Genomic DNA, 26306 nt, shown 5'->3' with positions numbered 1-26306 from the left:
GCGGCAAGAATTACTTCTTGATGCGGATAACCGGGGTTTCACCCACGGTTACGCTACCGGACAGTTTGATCAGTTCTTTGATTTCGTCCATGTTGGAGATAACAACCGGAGTCAGGGTAGACTTGGCTTTCTCTTCCAGCAGCGGCAGATCAAATTCAATGACAGTATCGCCAACTTTCACGCGCTGACCTTCTTCAGCAATACGCTTGAAGCCTTCGCCTTTCAGTTCAACGGTGTCGATACCGAAGTGGACGAACAGTTCAACGCCGCTATCAGATTCGATAGAGAACGCGTGATTGGTTTCAAAGATTTTACCAATGGTACCGTCTACAGGCGCGACCATTTTGTTACCCGTTGGTTTGATAGCAATACCATCACCAACGATTTTTTCCGCAAAAACGACATCCGGCACGTCTTCGATATTGACGATCTCGCCAGAGAGCGGAGCAATGATCTCAATAGTTCCGGTATCCTTTTTGTCGTCGGAAACCAGAGATTTCAGTTTATCGAACAAACCCATGATCTTCTCCTAAGCAGTAAATTGGGCCGCATCTCGTGGATTAGCAGATTGTTTTTTCTTCAATGAACTTGTTAACCAGCGTCATTAACTCGTCCGTTGTCGGTTGAGCAAGAGCCTGCTCTGCTAACACCTTCGCATCTTCGAAGTTCGTGTTACGGATAATCTTCTTAATGCGCGGGATAGAAATGGCGCTCATAGAGAATTCGTCCAGACCCATCCCCAGCAACAGAAGTGTAGCACGTTCATCGCCAGCAAGCTCACCACACATGCCAGTCCATTTGCCTTCAGCATGAGAAGCATCAATAACTTGCTTGATCAAGTTCAGCACGGACGGTGACATTGGCTGGTAAAGGTGTGAAATCATATCATTACCACGGTCAACTGCCAGAGTGTACTGCGTTAAATCATTGGTGCCGATACTAAAGAAATCAACTTCTTTGGCTAAATGACGTGCAATTGTTGCGGCAGCCGGTGTTTCCACCATTACGCCGATTTCAATTGACTCGTCAAACGCTTTACCTTCGTCGCGCAGTTCCTGTTTGTAGATTTCGATCTCTTTGCGCAGTGCACGCACTTCTTCAACAGAGATGATCATCGGGAACATAATGCGCAATTTACCGAAAGCCGAGGCACGCAGGATAGCGCGGAGCTGATCGCGCAGGATCTCTTTACGATCCATCGCGATACGGATAGCGCGCCAGCCGAGGAACGGGTTCTCTTCTTTCGGGAAGTTCATGTATGGCAGCTCTTTGTCGCCGCCGATGTCCATGGTACGAACGATAACCGCCTGCGAGCCACACGCTTCAGCCACTGCTTTGTAAGCAGCAAACTGTTCTTCTTCAGTGGGCAGCGCGTCGCGGTCCATGAACAGGAACTCAGTACGATACAGACCAACGCCTTCAGCGCCGTTACGCTCTGCACCTTCAACGTCACGAACCGTACCAATGTTAGCGCATACTTCTACCTGGTGACCGTCCAGCGTAATAGCTGGCAGATCTTTCAGTTTAGCAAGCTCTGCTTTTTCAGAAGCCACTTGCTCCTGAACAGCGCGCATTTTATCAATAACTTCGTTGGTTGGATTGACGTAAACCTGATTATTTACGGCATCCAGAATCAGATAGTCGTCATTTTTCACCTGAGAGGTGACGCTACCGGTACCCACGATAGCAGGCAGTTCCAGAGAACGCGCCATGATAGAGGTGTGGGAAGTACGGCCACCCGCGTCGGTGATGAAACCCAGCACCTTCTTCAGGTTCAGCTGTGCGGTTTCGGACGGCGTCAGGTCAGCGGCAACCAGAATGACTTCATCCTGAATGGCGCTCAGGTCGATAATCTTCAGGCCCAGGATGTTGCGCAGCAGGCGCTTACCGATATCACGTACGTCAGCCGCACGTTCTTTCAGGTATTCATCATCCAGCTCTTCCAGGGCAGAAGCCTGACCTTCGATAACTTCATGAGCAGCTGCGTCAGCTGTCATGTGTTTATCTTTAATCAGGGCTATGATTTCCTGCTCCAGCTCCTCATCTTCGAGCAGCATAATATGCCCTTCAAAGATGGCTTCTTTTTCTTCACCGAACGTTTCACCAGCTTTCGTTTTGATCGTTTCCAGCTGGGCTGATGCCTTGGCACGACCGCTCAGAAAACGTTCAACTTCCTGATCAACCTGGTCGGCAGAAATTTTTTTCCGGTCAATGACAATTTCGTCTTCTTTCAGAAGCAGAGCTTTACCGAAAGCGATACCCGGGGATGCTAAAATGCCTGAAATCATAACCCTACCTTACTTGTGACTGATTTTTAAAAGAACCCGGGAAATTACTCGAGTTCCGCCATCAGTTTAACCAGATGTTCAACCGCTTTCTGCTCGTCTTCGCCTTCTGCGGAGATAGTCACAACGGTACCTTGAGTCAGGCCCAGAGTCTGCAGTTTAAACAGGCTTTTCGCGCTGGCGCTTTTGCCGTTGGAAGTCACAGTAATTTCAGAAGTGAAGCCCTTAGCTTCTTTTACAAACTGGGCAGCAGGGCGGGTGTGCAGACCGTTCGGAGCGGTAATGGTAACTTCTTGCTGGAACATTGTATTTCCCCAACTTATAGGTTTAGTGTTGTGGAACTAAAGTCTAGCCTGGCGGTTCGACTTTAGCCTGTATTGTTAGCGCCAGTTTTTAACAGACGCGACGCACGAAGAGCGCAATACAGTCCATTGCTGGCGGGTGTTGACCGCTGACGTTTCGTACGTCATTAAACATTATGCCGCTAAAGGAAGAATTGAACCAAATCATAAAATCGATTCAGCTTTGGCTTTTCCTGTAACGATTAATTTCGCGCATCAAAATAATTAGTCTGGTTAAATACCAGTTCCGACAGGCTGAATCAATGCCAGGAGGGGCGAAAGTTTGAAGCAGGCCACAAAAAAGCACCTAAAAAGGTGCTTTTTTACGCATTTTTAACAAGCTGGCATTACTGTTGCAATTCTTTCTCAGTGAAGAGATCGGCAAACAATGCGGTGCTTAAATAACGCTCACCCGATGATGGTAGAATAACCACAATATTCTTGTTGGTAAAGCTTTCATCTTCTTGTAGTTTCAACGCTGCGGCAACAGCTGCTCCAGAAGAGATACCTGCAAGAATACCTTCTTCTTCCATTAGACGACGGGCGGTAGAAATGGCTTCTTCATTGGTGATGCCAATGACTTTATCGACCAGCTTGAGATCGAGGTTAGCCGGGATAAAACCAGCGCCAATACCCTGAATTTTATGCGGGCCAGGTTTAATCTCTTCACCTGCCAGCACCTGGGCGATAACTGGAGAATCGGTTGGCTCAACGGCGACAGAGATAAGATCGGTCTTGCCTTTGGTGCCTTTAATGTAGCGGCTGACGCCAGTCAGCGTACCGCCAGTCCCAACGCCAGCAATAAATACATCAACCTGACCGTCGGTATCTTCCCAGATCTCCGGACCGGTGGTTTTTTCGTGAATTTCAGGGTTTGCCGGATTGCTGAATTGTTGCAGCAGCAGGTATTTCTCTGGATTGCTGGCGACAATTTCTTCTGCTTTTTGGATTGCGCCTTTCATGCCTTTAGCACCTTCCGTCAGCACCAGGTTTGCACCTAACGCTTTCAGCAGCTTGCGGCGTTCAATACTCATGGTTTCTGGCATGGTCAGGGTGAGTTTGTAACCGCGAGCGGCAGCTACATAGGCCAGTGCAATCCCGGTATTACCGCTGGTCGGTTCAACCAGTTCAACGCCTGGTTTCAGCACGCCGCGCTTTTCGGCATCCCAAATCATGTTGGCACCGATACGGCACTTAACGCTGAAGCTGGGGTTACGAGATTCCACCTTCGCCAGAATGCGTCCGTTACCGATGCGATTCAGGCGAACCAGCGGCGTGTGACCGATAGTCAGCGAGTTATCTTCAAAAATCTTACTCATGGCCTGTCCTTAACTGTATGAAATTGGGATACAACAGGTAGCATACCCGCTCAGAGAATATGCGGAAGTAAGGATTTAGCATATCTATATACAGAAGGGAAATAATGACATGCAAGATGGAATAAGGGGCGGCATAAGCCACCCCTGTTTCACACAAACGGTTTACAAAATAACCGGTAGATTGTTACCGCCACATCGCGTGTTTATCGCGATAGCAATCGACCCACATCGCCGTCGCGCCACAAACGGCAACGGGCATGATGAACAGATTAAGCAGCGGGATCATCGTAAACAGGCTGGTTAAAGCACCAAACTGCATATTGGTGATTTTGCGTGTGCGCAGGGCGGTGCGCATCTCTTTAAACGGCACTTTGTGGGTATCGAAGGGGTAATCGCAATACTGGATGGCTAACATCCAGGCGCTAAACAGGAACCACAGTACCGGCGCGACGGTTTGCCCAATACCAGGGATGAAGTAAAGAATTAGTAATACAATTGCGCGCGGCAGATACCAGACAAATTTTTGCCATTCGCGTTTCATGATTCGCGGCACATCTTTCATGATACCGAAAATCCCGGTATCTGGCGGTGTAGCGCCAGTCAATCGTGCTTCCAGTTGTTCAGCCAATAAACCGTTAAACGGAGCGGCAATCCAGTTAGCAATCGTGGAGAAGAAATAGCCAAACACTAACAGCACAGAGATGACAGCCAGAGGCCACAACAGATAACTCAGCCATTGTAGCCAGTCCGGAACGTAACTCATGAAAGTCGGGATCCAGACATCGAGCTGTGTAAAGAGCCACCAGAATGCGCCCCCCATCAACAAAATATTGACCAGCAGCGGTAAAATAACGAAACGCCGAATCCCAGGTTGCGAGACGAGCTTCCAGCCTTGCGCAAAATAGTAAAAACCGCTGCGTGGGGCAGATGTGAATGATGAAACCATAATCAGGATGAGCTCCTTTTGACCAATCCCAGGAAAATTCTGCGTATTTTACCGGGTAATTGCGCAATGGACAGTTAGGATATGTTCGAAAAAACAGCAAAAAGCACGATTTCATCTATCTTTGTGCTGTGAAAGTTAATAGTGCACTTGCACTTGAGGTAATCGGCAAATACTCTTAGTGAGTAAATGTTTGCCGTGGTGGCAAGGTGTTAGAACAACAGAGAATATAATGATGCAGGATTTGCGTCTGATATTAATCATTGTTGGCGCGATCGCCATAATCGCTTTACTGGTACATGGTTTCTGGACCAGCCGTAAAGAACGATCTTCTATGTTCCGCGATCGGCCATTAAAACGAATGAAGTCAAAACGTGACGACGATTCTTATGACGAGGATGTCGAAGATGATGAGGGCGTTGGTGAGGTTCGTGTTCACCGCGTGAATCATGCCCCGGCTAACGCTCAGGAGCATGAGGCTGCTCGTCCGTCGCCGCAACACCAGTACCTACCGCCTTATGCGTCTGCGCAGCCGCGTCAACCGGTCCAGCAGCCGCCTGAAGCGCAGGTACCGCCGCAACATGCTCCGCGTCCAGCGCAGCCGGTGCAGCAGCCTGCCTATCAGCCGCAGCCTGAACAGCCGTTGCAGCAGCCAGTTTCGCCACAGGTCGCGCCAGCGCCGCAGCCTGTGCATTCAGCACCGCAACCGGCACAACAGGCTTTCCAGCCTGCAGAACCCGTAGCGGCACCACAGCCTGAGCCTGTAGCGGAACCGGCTCCAGTTATGGATAAACCGAAGCGCAAAGAAGCGGTGATTATCATGAACGTCGCGGCGCATCACGGTAGCGAGCTAAACGGTGAACTGCTTCTTAACAGCATTCAACAAGCGGGCTTCATTTTTGGCGATATGAATATTTACCATCGTCATCTTAGCCCGGATGGCAGCGGCCCGGCGTTATTCAGCCTGGCGAATATGGTGAAACCGGGAACCTTTGATCCTGAAATGAAGGATTTCACTACTCCGGGTGTCACTATCTTTATGCAGGTACCGTCTTACGGTGACGAGCTGCAGAACTTCAAGCTGATGCTGCAATCTGCGCAGCATATTGCCGATGAAGTGGGCGGTGTCGTGCTTGACGATCAGCGCCGTATGATGACTCCGCAGAAATTGCGCGAGTACCAGGACATCATCCGCGAAGTCAAAGACGCCAACGCCTGATACACTTAAGGCAAATTAACTCCTCTTCGAACCCCCGCTTGTCGGGGGTTTTTAGCATTGATGGTGCGATATGGAATCAATCGAACAACAACTGACAGAACTGCGAACGACGCTTTGCCATCATGAATATCTTTATCATGTGATGGATGCGCCGGAAATTCCCGACGCTGAATACGACAGGCTGATGCGCGAACTGCGCGAGCTGGAAACCAAACATCCAGAACTGATTACGCCTGATTCGCCTACCCAACGTGTAGGTGCTGCGCCGCTGGCAGCTTTCAGCCAGATACGCCATGAAGTACCAATGCTGTCACTGGATAACGTTTTTGATGAAGAAAGCTTTCTTGCTTTCAACAAACGTGTGCAGGACCGTCTGAAAAACAACGAGAAAGTCACCTGGTGCTGTGAGCTGAAGCTGGATGGCCTTGCCGTCAGTATTCTGTATGAAAATGGCGTTTTAGTCAGTGCCGCGACCCGTGGCGATGGCACCACCGGGGAAGATATCACGTCTAATGTGCGTACTATTCGCGCCATTCCGCTGAAGCTGCACGGAGAGAATATCCCGGCGCGTCTGGAAGTGCGTGGTGAAGTGTTCCTGCCGCAGGCGGGGTTCGAAAAGATTAACGAAGATGCGCGACGCACGGGCGGGAAAGTTTTTGCTAACCCACGTAATGCGGCAGCTGGTTCACTGCGTCAGCTTGATCCGCGTATTACAGCGAAGCGACCGCTCACTTTTTTCTGCTATGGCGTTGGTGTTCTGGAAGGTGGCGAGCTGCCGGATACTCATCTTGGCCGTTTACTGCAATTTAAAAAGTGGGGGGTGCCGGTCAGCGATCGGGTAACGCTTTGTGAATCGGCGGAAGAAGTGCTGGCGTTCTATCACAAAGTGGAAGAAGACCGCCCGACGCTGGGCTTTGATATCGACGGCGTGGTGATTAAGGTCAACTCACTGGAACAGCAGGAGCAGCTTGGCTTTGTCGCGCGTGCCCCGCGCTGGGCGGTTGCGTTTAAATTCCCGGCGCAGGAGCAGATGACCTTTGTGCGTGACGTCGAGTTTCAGGTTGGGCGTACTGGCGCGATTACGCCTGTTGCGCGTCTGGAACCTGTCCATGTTGCTGGCGTGCTGGTGAGTAACGCAACCTTACACAATGCGGATGAAATCGAACGTCTTGGTTTACGCATTGGCGATAAAGTGGTGATTCGCCGCGCTGGCGACGTGATCCCGCAGGTGGTTAACGTCGTGCTTTCTGAACGCCCGGAAGATACCCGTGAGGTTGTATTCCCGACGCATTGTCCGGTATGTGGTTCTGACGTTGAGCGTGTGGAAGGTGAAGCGGTTGCCCGCTGTACCGGTGGCCTGATTTGCGGTGCGCAGCGTAAAGAGTCGCTGAAACACTTTGTTTCCCGCCGTGCGATGGATGTTGACGGAATGGGCGACAAAATCATCGATCAGCTGGTTGAAAAAGAATATGTCCATACTCCGGCAGATCTGTTCAAACTCACCGCAGGCAAACTGACCGGACTGGAGCGTATGGGGCCAAAATTGGCACAAAACGTGGTTAACGCGCTGGAAAAAGCGAAAGAAACCACCTTTGCTCGCTTCCTCTATGCACTTGGCATCCGTGAAGTCGGCGAGGCCACCGCAGCAGGTCTGGCGGCATATTTCGGCACGCTGGAAGCGCTGGAAGCCGCTTCGATTGAAGAGCTGCAAAAGGTGCCTGATGTTGGCATTGTCGTTGCATCCCACGTTCACAACTTCTTTGCCGAAGAAAGCAACCGCAATGTCATCAGCGAGCTGTTGGCGGAAGGTGTTCACTGGCCTGCGCCGATCGTTATCAACGCGGAAGAGATTGACAGCCCGTTTGCTGGTAAAACCGTGGTGCTTACGGGCAGCTTAAGCCAGATGTCGCGTGATGACGCTAAAGCTCGACTGGTCGAACTGGGCGCGAAAGTCGCGGGCAGCGTGTCGAAGAAAACCGATCTGGTGATAGCGGGTGAAGCTGCAGGATCTAAACTGGCGAAGGCGCAGGAACTGGGCATTGAAGTCATCGACGAAGCGGAAATGCTGCGTTTGCTGGGTAGCTGAGATGGAAAAAGAGCAGCTGATTGAAATAGCCAATACGATAATGCCGTTTGGCAAATACAAAGGGCGTCGCTTAATTGACCTGCCGGAGGAGTATCTGCTGTGGTTTGCCCGCAAAGATGAGTTCCCGGCAGGGAAGCTCGGTGAGCTAATGCAAATCACGCTGCTGATTAAAACCGAGGGGCTGACGCAACTGGTCCAGCCCCTGAAGCGTCCGCTTTAAGCTTTATCGGCGCTGCTTTCCTGCTGCGCCTGTAACTGTTCGGTCTGGCGTTTGTATCGACGCGCCAGCACCGCACAGACCATCAATTGGATCTGATGGAAAATCATCAGGGGCAGCACCATCATACCGATCACCGATGTGGGGAACAGAATGTTTGCCATCGGGATGCCATTTGCCAGACTCTTTTTCGAACCACAAAAGACGATAGTAATTTCATCTGCCTTATTGAAGCTCAGTCGGCGTGCCATAAAGACGTTAACTACAATCACGATAGCCAGAAGAACGCAGCTGACCACCACGATAAACAGCAATGATCCCCAGCCAACTTTATGCCAGATACCATTAACGACGGCTTCGCTGAACGCTGTATAAACCACCAACAGAATGGACGTCTGGTCAGTTTTCGCAATCCATTTTTTATTGCGCGACACCCAGTCACCAATCCACGGCCGGGAAAGATGCCCCAACACAAACGGCAGCAGCAGTTGCAGCATAATTTTACCGACCTGCTCAAGGCTGCCCCTTGCACCGTGAACATTCATCACCAGACCAACCAGCAATGGTGAAAGGAAAATCCCCAGCAGGCTGGATGCTGACGCAGAACAAACCGCCGCCGCGACGTTACCGCCCGCCATTGACGTGAAGGCGATTGCAGACTGCACGGTAGCCGGGAGAATGCACAAGTAGAGAAAACCGGAGTAGAGCATCGGGTCGACATTTACCGGTTTCCACCAGGCAAACAGTACACCCAGAATCGGAAACAGCACGAAGGTGCTGCACATTACCCACAAATGCAGTCGCCAGTGACCACCGCCAGCAATAATCGCCTCACGCGACAACTTCGCGCCGTGCATAAAGAACAGCAGGGCAATAGCTGCGGTGGTCAGATTTTCAAAGAAGGGGACGAAATCGCCTCTGGCCGGAAAGAAAGAGGCCAGCAACACCACCGTGATCAGGGTTAAGGTGAAAGGATCGAGGATACGAAAAAGTTTCATAAAGACTCCAGATGATCGATGGTTCTATTGTGCTTCTTCCAGTTTGAGAAATAAAATTGATTTATTGCATCCATTCATGAAGAAAACAGATGAATTATTCTTTAAAACAATTAAAGGTTTTCGTCACAGTAGCGCAGGAGAAAAGTTTTAGTCGTGCAGGAGAGCGTATCGGCTTGAGCCAGTCGGCAGTAAGTCACAGTGTGAAGGAGCTGGAAAATCATACTGGTGTTCGCCTGCTGGACAGAACCACGCGTGAAGTGGTGCTTACAGATGCAGGGCAGCAGTTGGCTTTGCGTCTTGAGCGACTGCTGGATGAACTTAACAGCACGTTGCGCGATACCGGGCGTATGGGGCAACAACTGAGCGGAAAAGTTCGGGTCGCTGCCAGCCAGACCATTTCCGCGCATCTTATTCCGCAATGCATTGCTGAAAGCCATCGCCGCTATCCAGATATTCAGTTTGTCCTGCATGATCGTCCGCAGCAGTGGGTGATGGAAAGTATTCGCCAGGGAGATGTCGACTTTGGCATCGTCATCGATCCAGGCCCAGTGGGCGATCTGCAATGTGAAGCGATTCTTTCCGAGCCTTTCTTTCTGCTTTGCCATCGCGATAGCGCTTTGGCCGTGGAAGATTATGTACCCTGGCAGGCATTACAGGGAGCGAAATTGGTGTTGCAGGATTACGCGTCAGGCAGCCGACCGCTGATTGACGCAGCGCTGGCGCGCAATGGTATTCAGGCGAATATTGTGCAGGAGATTGGACATCCGGCGACGCTGTTCCCGATGGTAGCCGCAGGCATCGGCATCAGTATTCTTCCTGCACTGGCGCTACCATTGCCTGAAGGTAGCCCACTGGTGGTTAAGCGCATTACGCCGGTGGTTGAACGCCAGTTGATGCTGGTGCGCAGGAAGAACCGTTCACTTTCCACCGCCGCTGAAGCGTTATGGGACGTGGTACGAGACCAGGGCAATGCGCTAATGGCTGGTCGGGAAGGGGATCCGTTGTATCAGATATAGATATCGATATGAGTCGTTTTTTCAACAGGATTTAGAAGGGATACATTCAGAGACAAACGCTGCTCTTTCTCCTGCGCCTTTTCTGCCTGCTGTTTCTGCAACTGCGCCAGTTGTGTTTCCAGTAGGGTGATTTGCTGTTGAATCAATTCGGCCTGTTTTTGCTTGTCTTCAGCACTGCCGCTAGTGTCTACAATCTCTTTAATTTGTTGAGTGAGTTTGATGATTTGCTGACTTATCCGCGCGATTTGTGAAGCAACATCGCTACCTTGTGATGCCCTGTTACTACTCTGTGTTTGTATGGAAGGAATTGAAGTTGAAGAGATAGTGGCCATTGTTCAGTCCTCGTCACTGTACGAGGTAATATCGGTAGAAGAACAAGGAACTTGAGAAGAAAAATCAATCTTACAAATCGCAGATAGCAAAAAAGCGCCTTTAGGGCGCTTTTTTGCATTGGTGGGTCGTGCAGGATGACTCGCTTCGCTCGCCCTTCGGGCCGTCGCCGCGAGCGGCTCCGTTGTTTCGCTGCGCTCAACTCAAACCTGCTGCAGGTTCGAATCTTTGAGTATCGCAGATAGCAAAAAAGCGCCTTTAGGGCGCTTTTTTACATTGGTGGGTCGTGCAGGATTCGAACCTGCGACCAATTGATTAAAAGTCAACTGCTCTACCAACTGAGCTAACGACCCGAAGTGGTGGGTGATGACGGGATCGAACCGCCGACCCCCTCCTTGTAAGGGAGGTGCTCTCCCAGCTGAGCTAATCACCCACTTCCAATTTCTTGCTACACGGCGGAGACTACATAAAGTAGTTGGTGGGTGATGACGGGATCGAACCGCCGACCCCCTCCTTGTAAGGGAGGTGCTCTCCCAGCTGAGCTAATCACCCCCGCTGTGTGGAGTCGCATTATAGGGAGAGTTCAAAATGAGTCAACGCATTTTCTAAAGAAATTGTTCGTTCGTCGTAAATTTAAGCAAGATGATCGCAAAACAGACCGTGTTGCGCAATTTGTCAACGAAAACAATAATGCGTAAGGTAGAAACCCGAACTACATTGAGGAATCAGGCGGGAGTGATAGAATATCGCCCACTCAATTTTTCCAGGATTTGCCGGTTGTCGGCATCTTTCTAAACGTAAGGCCATTTCATGAAAATCAAAACTCGCTTCGCGCCAAGCCCAACAGGCTATCTGCACGTTGGCGGCGCGCGTACTGCTCTTTACTCCTGGCTTTTTGCACGTAACCACGGCGGTGAGTTCGTGCTGCGTATTGAAGACACCGATCTTGAGCGTTCCACGCCGGAAGCTATCGAAGCCATTATGGATGGCATGAACTGGCTGAGCCTGGAGTGGGATGAAGGTCCGTACTACCAGACCAAACGTTTTGATCGCTACAACGCGGTGATCGATCAGATGCTGGAAGAGGGCACTGCTTATAAATGCTATTGCTCTAAAGAGCGCCTGGAAGCGCTGCGCGAAGAGCAAATGGCGAAAGGTGAGAAGCCGCGTTATGACGGTCGCTGCCGCCACAGCCATGAGCATCATGCTGATGATGAACCGTGTGTTGTACGTTTTGCTAACCCGCAGGAAGGTTCTGTTGTTTTTGACGATCAGATCCGTGGTCCGATCGAGTTCAGCAACCAGGAACTGGACGATCTTATTATCCGCCGTACCGATGGTTCCCCAACCTATAACTTCTGTGTGGTTGTCGATGACTGGGATATGGAAATCACCCACGTTATCCGTGGCGAAGACCATATCAACAACACGCCGCGCCAGATCAACATTCTTAAGGCCCTGAAAGCGCCGGTGCCGGTTTACGCGCACGTTTCTATGATCAATGGCGATGACGGTAAAAAACTGTCCAAACGTCACGGGGCAGTCAGCGTAATGCAGTATCGTGATGACGGTTATTTGCCAGAAGCACTGCTGAACTATCTGGTGCGTCTGGGCTGGTCCCACGGCGATCAGGAAATCTTCACTCGTGAAGAGATGATCAAATACTTCACTTTGAATGCCGTCAGCAAATCTGCCAGTGCGTTCAACACCGACAAGCTGCTGTGGCTGAACCATCACTACATTAACGCGCTGCCGCCGGAGTATGTTGCTACTCACTTACAGTGGCACATTGAGCAGGAAAATATCGATACCCGTAACGGCCCGCAGCTGGCTGATCTGGTGAAACTGCTGGGCGAACGCTGCAAGACGCTGAAAGAGATGGCACAGAGCTGCCGTTATTTCTACGAAGATTTTGCTGAGTTCGATGCCGATGCGCGAAAAAAACATCTGCGTCCGGTAGCGCGTCAGCCGCTGGAAGTGGTTCGTGACAAACTGGCCGCGATTACTGACTGGCCCGCTGAAAACGTTCATCACGCTATTCAGGCGACGGCGGATGAGCTGGAAGTGGGTATGGGTAAAGTTGGTATGCCGCTGCGTGTCGCCGTAACCGGTGCGGGGCAGTCTCCAGCACTGGATGTTACCGTTCACGCAATTGGTAAGACCCGCAGTATCGAGCGTATCAACAAAGCGCTGGATTTTATTGCTGAACGCGAAAATCAGCAGTAATTAGCGTGTAAAAAGATAAACGGCAGGAGATAATATCCTGCCGTTTTTTATTTATGCTGATTCGTCAATATCGAGACGGGCGAGGAAATTGCGAATTATAATTCCTTCACGTGACAAAAATTGCGCGACTTTTTCCTGCTCAATGTCTGTCATATTATCTATCGCGTTGATGATTTGTCGATACGCCGGGGCGCGTGCTCCAGGAGCGTATTCAGCAATTCTCTCTTCAGCTTCCATCAACATTGGTGTGTTATGGAAGGCTGGCGTGTTCTGAATAAACTCGCAAACTTGCGTATCGACCAGAATAAGTCTGGCACGACCGCCTTTCACGCCGGGAAATTTTTCCGTTTTCCAGCCTTTTTCTCTGGTCCAACGGTTAACAGTTTGTTTAGCCACACCGAGGCATTCAGCCAGTTCTTCGGTGGTCATTTTATTGCGTAATCTTTTCATATTATTTGCTATCGCGAATCCCTAAGCGTTGTAACAATCCGATAATCCCTTCCCGCAGAAGCAAGGATGTAAACTGTTTTTGTTCAACTGGCGTCATCTCTTTCGCCAGTGTCACCAGCAATACTTCAAGCGGCGCATCACCAGAAAGGGCAGGCGCTTCTCCCTGACCTTCTGGACGTTCAGCATTGCGAATATATTCACGAACCTGTTCATTGACGTGAACCAGTCGGGCTTTGCCACCCTGGACGCCAGGTTTTGGTGACGTTGTCCAGCCTTCCTTGCGTACCCATTTATTAATGGTCTGGCGGCTATAGCCGGTCAGTCTGGCAAGTTCATCTGGTGTCATCCTCTCCTTGAACATAACAATTCCCTGAATGTATGTGGGTCTATTAGTAGTTCATTTTATAACACCACTTTACAGGAAACCGTGACATGAATAACTACTGAATGCGAGCGGTTTTCCAAAATTGTTCATTTGCCTGATTTTTCAGCGATTGAAACTACACGTTGCAATTTGCCGTTGACACATTCGGGCGGAATTCATATGATGCCGCCCGTCAACTCGACAAGCTTTACGTGACGGGGCTATAGCTCAGCTGGGAGAGCGCTTGCATGGCATGCAAGAGGTCAGCGGTTCGATCCCGCTTAGCTCCACCAAATTTTGCACCCAGCAAATTTGGTACGTAAACGCATCGTGGGGCTATAGCTCAGCTGGGAGAGCGCTTGCATGGCATGCAAGAGGTCAGCGGTTCGATCCCGCTTAGCTCCACCAAATTTCCAACCCTCGCTGCAAAGCGGGGGTTTTTTGTCTCTGCTTTTTGCCGCTTTTGTAATACAGTCTACGTCCGGGTTAGCGCCGCCTGGTGAAAGCATCATTGGATGAAAAATCGGCAACAGGCTGGCCCCTGTTTGCTTCGCGATGCGAATAAACTTATTATTTGTGTGCCTGAAAACCCCGATCAGTGAGAGTAGTGTACTCATGTTTGTGGAGCATAACCTGATAAAAAATATCAAGATATTCACACTAGCGTTTACGCTCACCGTGGTACTTATTCAGCTATCCCGTTTTATTTCGCCACTTGCCATTATCCATTCCAGTTATATCTTTCTGGCGTGGATGCCACTGTGCGTAATGCTGTCAATCTTGTTTATCTTTGGCTGGCGCGGTGTCGTTCCCGTTTTATGCGGGATGTTTTGCACCAATCTGTGGAACTTTCATCTCTCTTTTTTACAGACTGCGGTCATGCTCGGCAGCCAGACGTTTGTCGTGTTGTGTGCCTGCGCAATATTACGCTGGCAGCTGGGGACGCGTTGGCGTTATGGATTGACCAGCCGATATGTCTGGCAACGTCTGTTCTGGCTTGGTTTGGTGACGCCGATCGGCATCAAATGCAGCATGTATCTTGTGGGGAGCTTCTTTGATTTCCCGCTAAAGATATCCACCTTTTTCGGCGATGCGGATGCCATTTTCACGGTCGTTGATTTACTAAGCCTTTTCACCGCAGTGCTGATTTACAACATGCTTTTCTACTATCTCACTCGCATTTACCTTAAGCTGGCTGGCAGCGTTAAGCGTGCTGCTACTTCTGTTGTGCACACCTTATGAAAACGACTTTATTGCCGGTTACCTGGTACCCGTTTTCTTCATCATCTTTACCCTCGGGGTCGGTAATCTTCGCTATCCGTTTTTAAATCTCACCTGGGCTGTTTCAACGCTTTGCCTTCTGAATTACAATCAGAACTTTTTGCAAGGGGTGGAAACCGAATATTCGCTGGCATTTATTCTCGCGGTGCTGATTTCCTTTAGCGTTTGCCTGCTCTATATGGTGCGCATTTATCATCGCAGTGAATGGCTTAATCGCCGCTGGCATTTGCAGGCGCTAACAGATCCGTTAACGCTCCTACCCAACTTTCGTGCGTTGGAACAAGCGCCGGAGCAAGAGGCGGGCAAGAGTTTTTGCTGCCTGCGCATTGATAATCTTGAGTTTATGAGTCGTCATTACGGCTTAATGATGCGCGTTCACTGTATCCGCTCAATTTGCCGTACGCTGCTGCCGTTGATGCAGGAAAACGAAAAGTTGTATCAATTGCCGGGTAGTGAACTGCTGTTAGTGCTGAGCGGGCCGGAAACGGAAGGGCGACTCCAGCATATGGTTAACATCCTGAATAGTCGGCAAATTCACTGGAACAATACCGGGCTGGATATGGGCTATGGTGCTGCCTGGGGGCGTTTTGATGGAAATCAGGAAACCCTGCAACCCTTGTTGGGGCAGTTAAGCTGGCTGGCGGAGCAATCCTGCGCACATCATCATGTGCTGGCGCTGGATAGCAGAGAGGAGATGGTTTCCGGGCAGACCACTAAACAGGTGCTATTGCTGAATACCATTCGCACGGCGTTAGATCAGGGTGATTTGCTGCTCTACGCCCAGCCAATTCGCAACAAAGAGGGTGAAGGTTATGATGAGATCCTCGCGCGACTGAAATATGACGGCGGCATTATGACCCCGGATAAGTTTCTGCCCCTTATTGCTCAGTTTAACCTTAGCGCGCGTTTTGATTTGCAAGTGCTGGAATCCTTGTTGAAGTGGCTGGCAACACACCCTTGCGACAAAAAAGGACCGCGCTTTTCAGTCAATTTAATGCCGCTCACGCTGCTGCAAAAGAATATTGCCGGGCGGATTATTCGTCTGTTTAAGCGTTATCACATCTCCCCGCAGGCGGTCATTCTTGAGATCACCGAGGAGCAGGCGTTTTCTAACGCAGAAAGCAGCATGTACAACATGTGGTCGCGGAGTTTGTCGAGACGCAACAGCAGCAGGCGCTATTGCATAAGCTCGGGGTGCAATATCTGCAAGGGTATTTGATTGGTCGCCCGCAGCCATTAGCTGATTAACAGGCGTAAAAAAGCCGGGGAATGATCCCCGGCTTTTTTATGTATGGTTTTACAGCACCAGTGCTGCGATTGACGCAGACAGCACACTCACCACGCGGAGTTTGTCGAGACGCAACAGCAGCAGGCGCTATTGCATAAGCTCGGGGTGCAATATCTGCAAGGGTATTTGATTGGTCGCCCGCAGCCATTAGCTGATTAACAGGCGTAAAAAAGCCGGGGAATGATCCCCGGCTTTTTTATGTATGGTTTTACAGCACCAGTGCTGCGATTGACGCAGACAGCACACTCACCAGGGTAGAGCCGTAAACCAGTTTCAGACCGAAGCGAGAAACCACGTTACCTTGCTCTTCATTCAGGCCTTTAACTGCACCTGCGATAATCCCGATTGAAGAGAAGTTAGCGAAGGAAACTAGGAACACAGAGATGATGCCTTCAGCACGCGGAGAGAGCGTGGAAGCAATTTTCTGCAGATCCATCATCGCAACGAACTCGTTGGAAACCAGTTTGGTCGCCATGATACTGCCCACTTGCAGTGCTTCACTGGAAGGAACACCCATCACCCATGCAATCGGATAGAAGATGTAGCCCAGGATGCCCTGGAAGGAGATGCTGTAGCCAAACCAGCCAGTAACGGTGGCAAACAGTGCGTTCAGCGCGGCGATCAGGGCGATAAAGCCGATCAGCATCGCGGCAACGATAATGGCAACTTTGAAACCTGCCAGAATGTATTCACCCAGCATTTCGAAGAAGCTCTGACCTTCGTGCAGGTTGGACATCTGGATGTTTTCTTCACTGGCATCAACACGGTAAGGATTGATCAGCGACAGCACGATAAAGGTGCTGAACATGTTCAGTACCAGCGCAGCAACGACGTATTTCGGTTCCAGCATGGTCATGTATGCACCAACGATGGACATCGACACGGTGGACATTGCCGTGGCAGCCATGGTGTACATACGATTACGGGAGATTTTGCCGAGGATATCTTTATAGGCAATAAAGTTTTCTGACTGACCCAGAATCAGGGAGCTGACGGCGTTAAAGGATTCCAGTTTGCCCATACCGTTGACTTTGGAGAGCAGGAAACCAATTGCGCGGATAATCACCGGCAACACGCGAATGTGCTGGAGAATACCGATCAGTGCAGAGATAAAGACGATTGGGCACAGCACTTTCAGGAAGAAGAATGCCAGGCCTTGATCATTCATGCTACCAAAGACGAAGTTAGTCCCTTCGTTGGCAAATCCGAGCAGTTTTTCGAACATTTCGGAGAAGCCTTTCACGAAGCCTAAACCAACGTCGGAGTTCAGGAAGAACCACGCCAGTAACACTTCGATAACAAGCAGTTGAATAACATAACGGATACGAATTTTTTTGCGGTCGCTGCTTACCAGCAGTGCGAGAATCACAACAACGGCAAGTGCCAGTACAAAATGAAGGACGCGGTCCATATTTGCTCCAAATATGAGGCAGGTTAAATTTCCGTGCACATTCTATGTAACATGGTTAAGGAAAACGAGATCTGACACACACTATAATGACGTCCTGTGACAGGCTTCAAAAATAGTGATCTGTCATACATTTCTGCTATGTTGTGTATGGAAGCTGAAAGTTATGTAAATGTGCTAACATTAAACATAACCATAACATTCAAGTCATCAATCTTTTCGTAATCATAATCTTGGTCTATCAGAGAAATCACCACAATCCATTTAAATGAATTTGATAATCATTCTCGTTTAGCATAGCATGAAACATAGCAAAGGCTATGTTTTAGAGGCACAAGATGACGAACTATCGCGTTGAGAGTAGCAGCGGACGGGCGGCGCGTAAGATGAGGCTCGCATTAATGGGACCTGCGTTCATTGCGGCGATTGGTTATATCGATCCCGGTAACTATGCGACCAATATTCAGGCGGGTGCTAGCTTCGGCTATCAGCTACTGTGGGTTGTCGTTTGGGCCAACCTGATGGCGATGCTGATTCAGATCCTCTCTGCCAAACTAGGGATTGCCACCGGTAAAAATCTGGCGGAGCAGATTCGTGATCACTATCCGCGTCCCGTAGTGTGGTTCTATTGGGTTCAGGCAGAAATTATTGCGATGGCAACCGACCTGGCGGAATTTATTGGTGCGGCGATCGGTTTTAAACTCATTCTTGGTGTTTCGTTGTTGCAGGGCGCGGTGCTGACGGGGATCGCGACTTTCCTGATTTTAATGCTGCAACGTCGCGGGCAAAAACCGCTGGAGAAAGTGATTGGCGGGTTACTGTTGTTTGTTGCCGCGGCTTACATTGTCGAGTTGATTTTCTCCCAGCCTAACCTGGCGCAGCTGGGTAAAGGAATGGTGATCCCGAGTTTACCTACTTCGGAGGCGGTCTTCCTGGCAGCAGGCGTGTTAGGGGCGACGATTATGCCGCATGTGATTTATTTGCACTCTTCGCTCACTCAGCATTTACATGGCGGTTCGCGTCAACAACGTTATTCCGCCACCAAATGGGATGTGGCTATCGCCATGACGATTGCCGGTTTTGTCAATCTGGTGATGATGGCTACAGCTGCGGCGGCGTTCCACTTTTCTGGTCATACTGGTGTTGCCGATCTTGATGAGGCTTATCTGACGCTGCAACCGCTGTTAAGCCATGCTGCGGCAACGGTCTTTGGGTTAAGTCTGGTTGCTGCCGGACTGTCCTCAACGGTGGTGGGGACACTGGCGGGGCAGGTGGTGATGCAGGGATTCATTCGCTTCCATATCCCGCTGTGGGTGCGTCGTACAGTCACCATGTTGCCGTCATTTATTGTCATTCTGATGGGATTAGATCCGACACGGATTCTGGTTATGAGTCAGGTGCTGTTAAGTTTTGGTATCGCCCTGGCGCTGGTTCCACTGCTGATTTTCACCAGTGACAGCAAGTTGATGGGCGATCTGGTGAACAGCAAACGCGTAAAACAGACAGGCTGGGTGATTGTAGTGCTGGTCGTGGCGCTGAATATCTGGTTGTTGGTGGGGACGGCGCTGGGATTGTAGTTGAATGAGCGTCGCATCTGGCACTATTGGCGGATGCGGCGTAAACGCCTTATCCGCCCTACGCGTTAAAGAGCCGGTTTGTAGGCCTGATAAGACGCGCTAGCGTCGCATCAGGCATTGTGCTCCATTGGAGGACGCGTTTAATGGCGGTGCCCATGTCCGCGGCCTTTTCCGCGATGATCGTCACGATCGCGCCAGCCTTCACGATAGCCACGCTCATATGCTTTACGCTTATCCCAGCCACGATGATAGCCATTATCATGACGCCACCAGCGGTTTTTGCGCCATTCATAATTGCGATGCCAGTAATCACGATCTCGCCAGTGACCACCGTCCCAGTAATTACCGTAATGATCGCGATCGCCAATTTGTAATTTGATCGATGGCAGTAGGGTGATTTCACCTGCATTTGCTGCAAGCGGGGTAAATGCCATCAGGGCGGCCGCCAGAAACAGTGACCTGAACATTGTTATTCTCCTTCACGATCGAAGCCGTCAGCGGCCTGTTAACGCAATATTACGGGGAGGTAAAGCCCCGTATCATCGCCATAACTCTTAAATCATAAAGGAGAGCATTTTTTGCTAAACATTATCGTGGGGTGGCTGTTGCTTCGGACGATTGACCATCATCATCGGCTTACCTGCTAATAACAGCCATGCCGGAAGCATGACGATACAGAGCAGCGGTAGCAATGTGGTATTGGGTACAACGACTGCCGCCATAAAAAGACTTAACCAGCCATCGCGTGTTACCACCAGCACGATGCCGAGAATAGCGCAGGAAACGGTTATTGCCGCTGGAACGGCGGGAACGTGCTCATGCAGCATCAACCCTAATGCCACGCCGACAAACACTGCCGGGAAGATTCGCCCACCGCGAAAGCCACTGGCGGCAGCAACGACCAGGGCGGCAAGTTTAATTACCGCCAGCAAAAAGTAATCGCTGGTGCTGAAAGCCTGATTTGCCACCATCTGCTGCATCTCATCCAGCCCTTTAAACAGCGAAACTGGTCCACCAATAACCCCCAGAATTCCGAGAATAAATCCGCCAATACCCAGCACGAGCACCGGATTTTTCATTTGATTCATCATCGCGTGCAACCGTGGTAAGCACCATACGGCGACCATCCCTGCTGCGATGGCAATCGCCGCGACAATTGCACCGCTGAGAATATCGGTCATTTCCATCTGTCCGTAATGCGCAATGGGCAGTGAAAAATGGGGATGGAAAAATAATCCGGTAGTAAGTGCACCAGCTGCTGCCGCCATTAACGGCGCAAAAAGACGATCCCATAGCGGAACTTCACTACTGCCATTTAAGGTTTGCGAAAATATCAACGCCGCCGCAACAGGTGTACCAAACAGCGCGCCGATGGTTCCGGCAGAGGCTAAAATAGTCCACTCCATTCGGTTGACGCGCGGTAACAGACGAGCGCCAATGGCGACGGCAAGGGCGATATTGACGGTCATGATCGGATGTTCCGGCCCCAGGCTGACGCCGCCAGCAAGACCGAGAATTAATGCTACGATAAGTCTAGGTAGCGCAGAGGGCGGAACCGGTGCGCCGATCAGCGGTTCACAGGCGGGGTCTGGTCCGGCATGACCCTGGCTGAAACGGATAACCAACCCCACCGCAATACCCGTTAGCGTTAATACACCGATGATCCAGAGGGGTGAATCCTGGGCTATCCCCAGAGTTCCCGGCAGTCGTTGCCAGAGCAAATTCTGTAATACCGAGGCGATTTTCATCACCACAATCAGAATAAGACTGGACGCAATCCCAATTGCCACGGCGGGGAGCGATAATAACAACATGGTTCTGGCTCGCGGATGGAGCATGTTCTATTCCTTATGCGGGGTCAGATACTTAGTTTGCCCAGCTTGCAAAAAGGCATCGCTGCAATTGGTGCTGAAACGATAAAGTAATTGTGTGACCCAGATCGATATTTACAGGGAGCCTGCCTTTCCGGCGTTGTTGTTATGCCCCCAGGTATTTACAGTGTGAGAAAGAATTATTTTGACTTTAGCGGAGCAGTTGAAGAATGACAAAGTATGCATTAGTCGGTGATGTGGGCGGCACCAACGCACGTCTTGCTCTGTGTGATATTGCCAGTGGTGAAATCTCGCAGGCTAAGACCTATTCAGGGCTTGATTACCCCAGCCTCGAAGCGGTCATTCGCGTTTATCTTGAAGAACATAAGGTCGAGGTGAAAGACGGCTGTATTGCCATCGCTTGCCCAATTACCGGTGACTGGGTGGCAATGACCAACCATACCTGGGCGTTCTCAATTGCCGAAATGAAAAAGAATCTCGGTTTTAGCCATCTGGAAATTATTAACGATTTTACCGCTGTATCGATGGCGATCCCGATGCTGAAAAAAGAGCATTTGATTCAGTTTGGTGGCGCAGAACCGGTCGAAGGTAAGCCTATTGCGGTTTACGGTGCCGGAACGGGGCTTGGGGTTGCGCATCTGGTCCATGTCGATAAGCGTTGGGTAAGCTTGCCGGGCGAAGGCGGTCACGTTGATTTTGCGCCGAATAGTGAAGAAGAGGCCATTATCCTCGAAATATTGCGTGCGGAAATTGGTCATGTTTCGGCGGAGCGCGTGCTTTCTGGCCCTGGGCTGGTGAATTTGTATCGCGCAATTGTGAAAGCTGACAACCGCCTGCCAGAAAATCTCAAGCCAAAAGATATTACCGAACGCGCGCTGGCTGACAGCTGCACCGATTGCCGCCGCGCATTGTCGCTGTTTTGCGTCATTATGGGCCGTTTTGGCGGCAATCTGGCGCTCAATCTCGGGACATTTGGCGGCGTGTTTATTGCGGGCGGTATCGTGCCGCGCTTCCTTGAGTTCTTCAAAGCCTCCGGTTTCCGTGCCGCATTTGAAGATAAAGGGCGCTTTAAAGAATATGTCCATGATATTCCGGTGTATCTCATCGTCCATGACTATCCGGGTCTTCTCGGTTCCGGTGCACATTTACGCCAGACCTTAGGTCACATTCTGTAAATCCTTCCTGTTATATCGGGAGGTAACTCTCCCGATAATCTTTTAAATCATACAGTTAATTCAATTTTTCTTTGTGTCCCCTCACAAGGCCGACCTGCGTCACACTTCCGTACAGCGGGATTAATTCTCCAGTAAATGCATTATTTGTCTGGTAACGGCGATTTGTTTTGCACGTTCATAATTTCACTAGTCAACTATCACTGAACGAGGAATTAACGATGAGTAAGAAACTGATTGCCTTATGTGCCTGCCCAATGGGCCTGGCTCACACTTTTATGGCCGCTCAGGTGCTGGAAGAAGCGGCGGTAGAAGCCGGTTATGAAGTGAAAATTGAAACCCAGGGCGCGGACGGCATCCAGAATCGCCTGACGGCGCAGGATATCGCCGAAGCGACCATCATCATCCATTCCGTGGCAGTTACCCCGGAAGATAACGAACGTTTCGAATCACGCGACGTTTATGAAATCACTTTGCAGGACGCAATTAAAAACGCTGCGGGCATCATCAAAGAAATCGAAGAGATGATTGCCTCTGAACAACAGTAATATTCGACAGGGATAATTGTTATGGCCATTAAAAAACGCAGTGCAACCGTTGTGCCTGGCGCATCCGGTGCGGCAGCGGCAGTTAAGAATCTGCAGGCCTCTAAAAGCAGCTTCTGGGGTGAACTCCCGCAGCATGTGATGTCAGGGATTTCACGCATGGTGCCGACCTTAATTATGGGCGGTGTGATCCTCGCTTTCAGCCAGCTGATTGCTTATAGCTGGCTTAAAATTCCTGCTGAGATCGGCATCATGGATGCTCTTAATAGCGGGAAATTCTCCGGTTTCGACCTCTCCTTACTTAAATTTGCCTGGCTGTCGCAGTCCTTCGGCGGCGTGTTGTTTGGTTTTGCCATTCCGATGTTTGCTGCATTTGTGGCGAACTCTATCGGTGGCAAACTGGCGTTCCCGGCTGGTTTTATCGGCGGGTTGATGTCTACCCAGCCGACGCAACTGCTGAACTTCGATCCCAGCACTATGCAATGGGCGACCTCTTCGCCGGTGCCGTCCACCTTCATTGGTGCGCTGATTATTTCTATCGTTGCCGGTTACCTTGTGAAATGGATGAACCAGAAAATCCAGTTACCGGATTTCCTGTTAGCGTTCAAAACCACATTTTTGCTACCGATTCTTTCCGCCATTTTTGTCATGCTGGCGATGTACTACGTCATCACTCCCTTTGGTGGCTGGATCAACGGCGGTATCCGTACTGTGCTGACTGCCGCAGGTGAGAAGGGCGCGCTGATGTACGCAATGGGGATCGCCGCGGCGACAGCAATCGACCTTGGTGGCCCGATCAACAAAGCCGCAGGTTTCGTTGCCTTCAGCTTTACCACTGACCACGTATTACCGGTCACCGCTCGTTCTATCGCTATCGTTATTCCGCCGATTGGTCTGGGTCTGGCGACCATTATTGACCGTCGTTTAACCGGCAAACGCCTGTTCAACGCTCAACTTTATCCGCAGGGTAAGACCGCGATGTTCCTGGCCTTTATGGGGATTAGTGAGGGTGCGATTCCGTTTGCGCTGGAAAGCCCCATCACCGCTATTCCGTCATATATGGTCGGCGCGATTGTCGGCTCAACCGCAGCTGTCTGGCTGGGCGCAGTGCAATGGTTCCCGGAATCCGCTATCTGGGCATGGCCGCTGGTCACTAACTTGGGCGTTTATATGGCGGGGATCGCGCTGGGGGCAATCATTACTGCGCTGATGGTGGTGTTCCTGCGTCTGATGATGTTCCGCAAAGGCAAATTGTTAATCGATAGCCTGTAAGAAGGAAAATCCAGATGACATTACTCGCTTCGCTGCGCAACTGGCTTAAGGTGCAACAACTGGATGCGGTGCTTCTCTCCTCACGGCAGAACAAACAGCCGCATCTGGGGATCTCCACCGGATCAGGCTATGTGGTTATTAGCCGTGAAAGTGCGCACATTCTGGTAGATTCGCGCTATTTCGTTGAGGTGGAAGCCCGTGCGCAAGGCTACCAGCTGCATTTGCTTGACGCAACGAACACGCTTACCACTATCGTCAATCAAATCATTGCCGATGAGCAGTTGCAAACGCTCGGTTTTGAAGGCCAGCAGGTGAGTTGGGAAACCGCGCACCGCTGGAAGTCTGAACTCAATGCGAAACTGGTTAGCGCCACGCCGGATGTGCTGCGGCAAATCAAAACGCCAGAGGAGGTGGAGATAATCCGCCTCGCCTGTGGGATTGCCGATCGCGGAGCGGAGCATATTCGCCGCTTTATTCAGGCGGGGATGAGCGAGCGCGAGATAGCCGCTGAACTGGAGTGGTTTATGCGCCAGCAGGGCGCAGAAAAAGCCTCTTTTGACACCATTGTCGCCAGCGGCTGGCGCGGGGCGCTGCCGCACGGCAAAGCCAGCGACAAGATTGTTGCAGCGGGCGAGTTTGTCACTCTCGATTTTGGTGCGCTGTATCAGGGCTACTGCTGATATGACGCGCACCTTGCTGGTGAATGGCGAAGGGGTGAGCGCCGAATCTCACCCGCTGTTTGACGTCTATCAGATTGTCCTGCAGGCACAGCTCGCGGCAATCTCTGCAATTCGCCCCGGCGTGCGCTGCCAGCAGATTGACGACGCCGCGCGCCGGGTCATTACCGAGGCTGGATTTGGCGACTATTTCGGTCATAACACTGGTCACGCTATCGGCATTGAAGTCCATGAAGATCCGCGTTTTTCACCGCGGGACACCACGACGCTACAGCCAGGCATGTTGCTGACCGTGGAGCCGGGGATTTATTTGCTAGGGCAAGGGGGCGTGCGCATCGAAGATGTTGTGCTGGTTACCCCGCAAGGCGCAGAAGTGCTCTACGCCATGCCGAAAACAGTGTTGCTCACGGGAGAGGCATAATGGATTTATCGCTATTAAAAGCGTTGAGCGAGGCAGATGCGATCGCCTCCTCGGAACAGGAAGTGCGGCAGATCCTGCTGGAAGAAGCGGCTCGCCTGCAAAAAGAAGTGCGATTTGATGGTCTGGGATCGGTGCTGATCCGCCTCAATGAATCGACAGGTCCGAAGGTGATGATCTGCGCCCATATGGACGAAGTGGGATTTATGGTGCGCAGCATCTCCCGCGAAGGCGCTATTGACGTGCTGCCGGTTGGCAACGTGCGCATGGCTGCCCGCCAGCTGCAGCCGGTGCGCATCACCACCCGTGAAGAGTGCAAAATTCCAGGCCTGCTTGACGGCGACCGGCAGGGGAATGACGTTAGCGCCATGCGCGTGGACATTGGCGCGCGCACCTATGACGAAGTGATGCAGGCGGGAATTCGTCCAGGCGATCGCGTCACCTTCGATACCACTTTTCAGGTCCTCCCTCACCAGCGGGTGATGGGCAAAGCCTTTGATGATCGCCTCAGTTGCTATCTGCTGGTGACGTTACTACGTGAGCTGCACGACGCCGAACTGCCTGCGGAAGTGTGGCTGGTGGCAAGTTCCAGCGAAGAGGTGGGATTACGCGGCGGGCAAACTGCTACCCGCGCGGTGTCGCCGGACGTCGCCATTGTGCTTGATACCGCCTGCTGGGCGAAAAACTTTGATTATGGCGCGGCTAACCATCGTCAGATTGGTAACGGGCCGATGCTGGTGTTAAGCGATAAATCGCTGATTGCGCCGCCAAAACTTACCGCGTGGATTGAAACCGTGGCGGCAGAAATTGGCGTTCCGTTGCAGGCGGATATGTTCAGTAACGGCGGCACGGACGGTGGAGCGGTGCACTTAACCGGTACTGGCGTACCCACATTGGTAATGGGGCCTGCCACCCGCCACGGACATTGCGCGGCATCGATTGCCGATTGCCGCGACATTTTGCAGATGGAGCAACTTTTATCTGCCCTTATTCAACGTCTTACGCGTGAGACGGTTGTTCAACTGACGGATTTCAGATGATC

At 51.0% G+C, this 26306-nt stretch carries 21 protein-coding genes, 5 tRNA genes, 2 pseudogenes and 2 other annotated features; of the genes and pseudogenes, 13 read left to right on the top strand and 15 right to left on the bottom strand.

Annotation, left to right across the window (positions count from 1 at the left end; translation table 11 throughout):
- Nucleotides 1-10 precede the first annotated feature (10 nt).
- From crr to cysZ, 5 genes are all read right to left on the bottom strand, one after another.
- A complete protein-coding gene (gene crr / locus SF2472) occupies nucleotides 11-520 on the bottom strand; it encodes a PTS system glucose-specific transporter subunit IIA (protein ID NP_708272.1) in 510 nt (169 codons plus the stop codon).
- A gap of 40 nt (nucleotides 521-560) precedes the next feature.
- On the bottom strand, nucleotides 561-2288 hold the full coding sequence (gene ptsI / locus SF2471; protein ID NP_708271.1) for a phosphoenolpyruvate-protein phosphotransferase: 1728 nt from the start codon (nucleotides 2286-2288) through the stop codon (nucleotides 561-563).
- A 44-nt stretch (nucleotides 2289-2332) separates the two neighbouring features.
- Nucleotides 2333-2590 carry a PTS system phosphohistidinoprotein-hexose phosphotransferase subunit Hpr gene (gene ptsH, locus SF2470; protein NP_708270.1) on the bottom strand — a complete coding sequence of 86 codons (258 nt, stop codon included), beginning with the start codon at nucleotides 2588-2590 and terminating at the stop codon, nucleotides 2333-2335.
- Nucleotides 2591-2973: 383 nt separating this feature from the next.
- On the bottom strand, nucleotides 2974-3945 hold the full coding sequence (cysK, locus tag SF2469) for a cysteine synthase A (RefSeq protein ID NP_708269.1): 972 nt from the start codon (nucleotides 3943-3945) through the stop codon (nucleotides 2974-2976).
- Nucleotides 3946-4129: 184 nt separating this feature from the next.
- On the bottom strand, nucleotides 4130-4891 hold the full coding sequence (gene cysZ / locus SF2468) for a sulfate transport protein CysZ (protein ID NP_708268.1): 762 nt from the start codon (nucleotides 4889-4891) through the stop codon (nucleotides 4130-4132).
- A gap of 232 nt (nucleotides 4892-5123) precedes the next feature.
- Here cysZ and zipA point away from each other — a divergent pair, with 232 nt between their 5' ends.
- A complete protein-coding gene (gene zipA, locus SF2467; protein NP_708267.2) occupies nucleotides 5124-6107 on the top strand; it encodes a cell division protein ZipA in 984 nt (327 codons plus the stop codon).
- Nucleotides 6108-6177: 70 nt separating this feature from the next.
- Nucleotides 6178-8193, top strand: coding sequence for an NAD-dependent DNA ligase LigA (gene ligA / locus SF2466; RefSeq protein NP_708266.1), 2016 nt, complete (start codon nucleotides 6178-6180; stop codon nucleotides 8191-8193).
- 216 nt (nucleotides 8194-8409) lie between these two features.
- On the opposite strand, the gene yfeH is transcribed toward ligA, so the two are convergent.
- Nucleotides 8410-9408 (bottom strand): cytochrome oxidase, encoded by a 999-nt coding sequence (yfeH, locus tag SF2465; protein ID NP_708265.1) that lies wholly within the window; start codon nucleotides 9406-9408, stop codon nucleotides 8410-8412.
- An 89-nt stretch (nucleotides 9409-9497) separates the two neighbouring features.
- Here yfeH and yfeR point away from each other — a divergent pair, with 89 nt between their 5' ends.
- Nucleotides 9498-10424: a LysR family transcriptional regulator gene (gene yfeR, locus SF2464; RefSeq protein NP_708264.1), complete on the top strand. Its 927-nt coding sequence runs from the start codon at nucleotides 9498-9500 to the stop codon at nucleotides 10422-10424.
- Here the strand turns inward: yfeR and flxA are convergent.
- The 4 genes from flxA to SF4490 all read right to left on the bottom strand — a co-directional run bounded on the left by flxA (nucleotide 10415) and on the right by SF4490 (nucleotide 11306).
- Entirely contained in the window at nucleotides 10415-10756 is a 342-nt protein-coding gene (flxA, locus tag SF2463; RefSeq protein NP_708263.1) for a hypothetical protein, read from the bottom strand. The two genes, yfeR and flxA, sit on opposite strands and share 10 nt — an antisense overlap.
- Before the next feature lie 275 nt (nucleotides 10757-11031).
- Nucleotides 11032-11107, bottom strand: a tRNA-Lys gene (locus tag SF4492).
- A 4-nt stretch (nucleotides 11108-11111) separates the two neighbouring features.
- A tRNA-Val gene (locus SF4491) sits at nucleotides 11112-11187 on the bottom strand.
- Between the two features lie 43 nt (nucleotides 11188-11230).
- Nucleotides 11231-11306 (bottom strand) — tRNA-Val (locus tag SF4490).
- Between the two features lie 258 nt (nucleotides 11307-11564).
- Between SF4490 and gltX the strand changes: the two genes are divergently transcribed.
- Nucleotides 11565-12980: a glutamyl-tRNA synthetase gene (gltX, locus tag SF2462; protein NP_708262.1), complete on the top strand. Its 1416-nt coding sequence runs from the start codon at nucleotides 11565-11567 to the stop codon at nucleotides 12978-12980.
- A 51-nt stretch (nucleotides 12981-13031) separates the two neighbouring features.
- Here the strand turns inward: gltX and yfeD are convergent, their stop codons facing one another.
- Together yfeD and yfeC are read right to left on the bottom strand one after the other, a co-directional pair.
- Nucleotides 13032-13409 carry a hypothetical protein gene (gene yfeD, locus SF2461; RefSeq protein NP_708261.1) on the bottom strand — a complete coding sequence of 126 codons (378 nt, stop codon included), beginning with the start codon at nucleotides 13407-13409 and terminating at the stop codon, nucleotides 13032-13034.
- A gap of 22 nt (nucleotides 13410-13431) precedes the next feature.
- On the bottom strand, nucleotides 13432-13776 hold the full coding sequence (yfeC, locus tag SF2460) for a hypothetical protein (RefSeq protein NP_708260.2): 345 nt from the start codon (nucleotides 13774-13776) through the stop codon (nucleotides 13432-13434).
- Between the two features lie 235 nt (nucleotides 13777-14011).
- Between yfeC and SF4489 the strand changes: the two genes are divergently transcribed.
- From SF4489 to yfeA, 3 genes and pseudogenes are all read left to right on the top strand, one after another.
- Nucleotides 14012-14087 (top strand) — tRNA-Ala (locus tag SF4489).
- 39 nt (nucleotides 14088-14126) lie between these two features.
- Nucleotides 14127-14202, top strand: a tRNA-Ala gene (locus SF4488).
- Between the two features lie 91 nt (nucleotides 14203-14293).
- Nucleotides 14294-16212, top strand: a sequence feature (Similar to Escherichia coli K12 conserved hypothetical protein gi: 1788739 (769 aa). BLAST with identity of 99% in 639 aa. This CDS has been truncated. The sequence has been checked and is believed to be correct.).
- Nucleotides 14294-16212: pseudogene (gene yfeA / locus SF2459) on the top strand. (Overlaps the previous feature by 1919 nt.)
- A gap of 359 nt (nucleotides 16213-16571) precedes the next feature.
- On the opposite strand, the gene nupC reads toward yfeA, so the two are convergent.
- A complete protein-coding gene (gene nupC, locus SF2458) occupies nucleotides 16572-17774 on the bottom strand; it encodes a nucleosides permease (protein ID NP_708259.2) in 1203 nt (400 codons plus the stop codon).
- Nucleotides 17775-18109: 335 nt separating this feature from the next.
- Here nupC and mntH point away from each other — a divergent pair, with 335 nt between their 5' ends.
- Nucleotides 18110-19348 (top strand): manganese transport protein MntH, encoded by a 1239-nt coding sequence (gene mntH, locus SF2457; protein NP_708258.1) that lies wholly within the window; start codon nucleotides 18110-18112, stop codon nucleotides 19346-19348.
- Between the two features lie 140 nt (nucleotides 19349-19488).
- Here mntH and SF2456 read toward each other — a convergent pair whose 3' ends face one another.
- A complete protein-coding gene (locus SF2456; protein NP_708257.1) occupies nucleotides 19489-19815 on the bottom strand; it encodes a hypothetical protein in 327 nt (108 codons plus the stop codon).
- 114 nt (nucleotides 19816-19929) lie between these two features.
- Nucleotides 19930-21186: an ion channel protein gene (locus SF2455; protein NP_708256.1), complete on the bottom strand. Its 1257-nt coding sequence runs from the start codon at nucleotides 21184-21186 to the stop codon at nucleotides 19930-19932.
- A 203-nt stretch (nucleotides 21187-21389) separates the two neighbouring features.
- Between SF2455 and glk the strand changes: the two genes are divergently transcribed.
- From glk to SF2450, 5 genes and pseudogenes are all read left to right on the top strand, one after another.
- Nucleotides 21390-22355 carry a glucokinase gene (glk, locus tag SF2454; RefSeq protein ID NP_708255.1) on the top strand — a complete coding sequence of 322 codons (966 nt, stop codon included), beginning with the start codon at nucleotides 21390-21392 and terminating at the stop codon, nucleotides 22353-22355.
- A gap of 218 nt (nucleotides 22356-22573) precedes the next feature.
- Nucleotides 22574-22900 (top strand): PTS system transporter subunit IIB, encoded by a 327-nt coding sequence (locus SF2453; RefSeq protein ID NP_708254.2) that lies wholly within the window; start codon nucleotides 22574-22576, stop codon nucleotides 22898-22900.
- 21 nt (nucleotides 22901-22921) lie between these two features.
- Nucleotides 22922-24169, top strand: coding sequence for a transporter (locus SF2452; protein NP_708253.1), 1248 nt, complete (start codon nucleotides 22922-22924; stop codon nucleotides 24167-24169).
- 14 nt (nucleotides 24170-24183) lie between these two features.
- Nucleotides 24184-25267: a sequence feature (Similar to Escherichia coli K12 peptidase gi: 1788728 (362 aa). BLAST with identity of 96% in 361 aa. This CDS ontains frameshift. The sequence has been checked and is believed to be correct.), on the top strand.
- A pseudogene (locus SF2451) lies at nucleotides 24184-25267 on the top strand. Its footprint overlaps the feature before it by 1084 nt.
- Entirely contained in the window at nucleotides 25267-26304 is a 1038-nt protein-coding gene (locus tag SF2450; RefSeq protein ID NP_708252.1) for an exoaminopeptidase, read from the top strand. Before SF2451 ends, SF2450 begins: the two are co-directional and overlap by 1 nt.
- The last annotated feature ends 2 nt before the right edge of the window (nucleotides 26305-26306 follow it).

This window comes from Shigella flexneri 2a str. 301, assembly GCF_000006925.2.
GTDB lineage: Bacteria > Pseudomonadota > Gammaproteobacteria > Enterobacterales > Enterobacteriaceae > ECMA0423.
The sequence above is the reverse complement of the archived record's forward strand: the minus strand, read 5'-3'. Positions and strand labels throughout refer to the sequence as shown.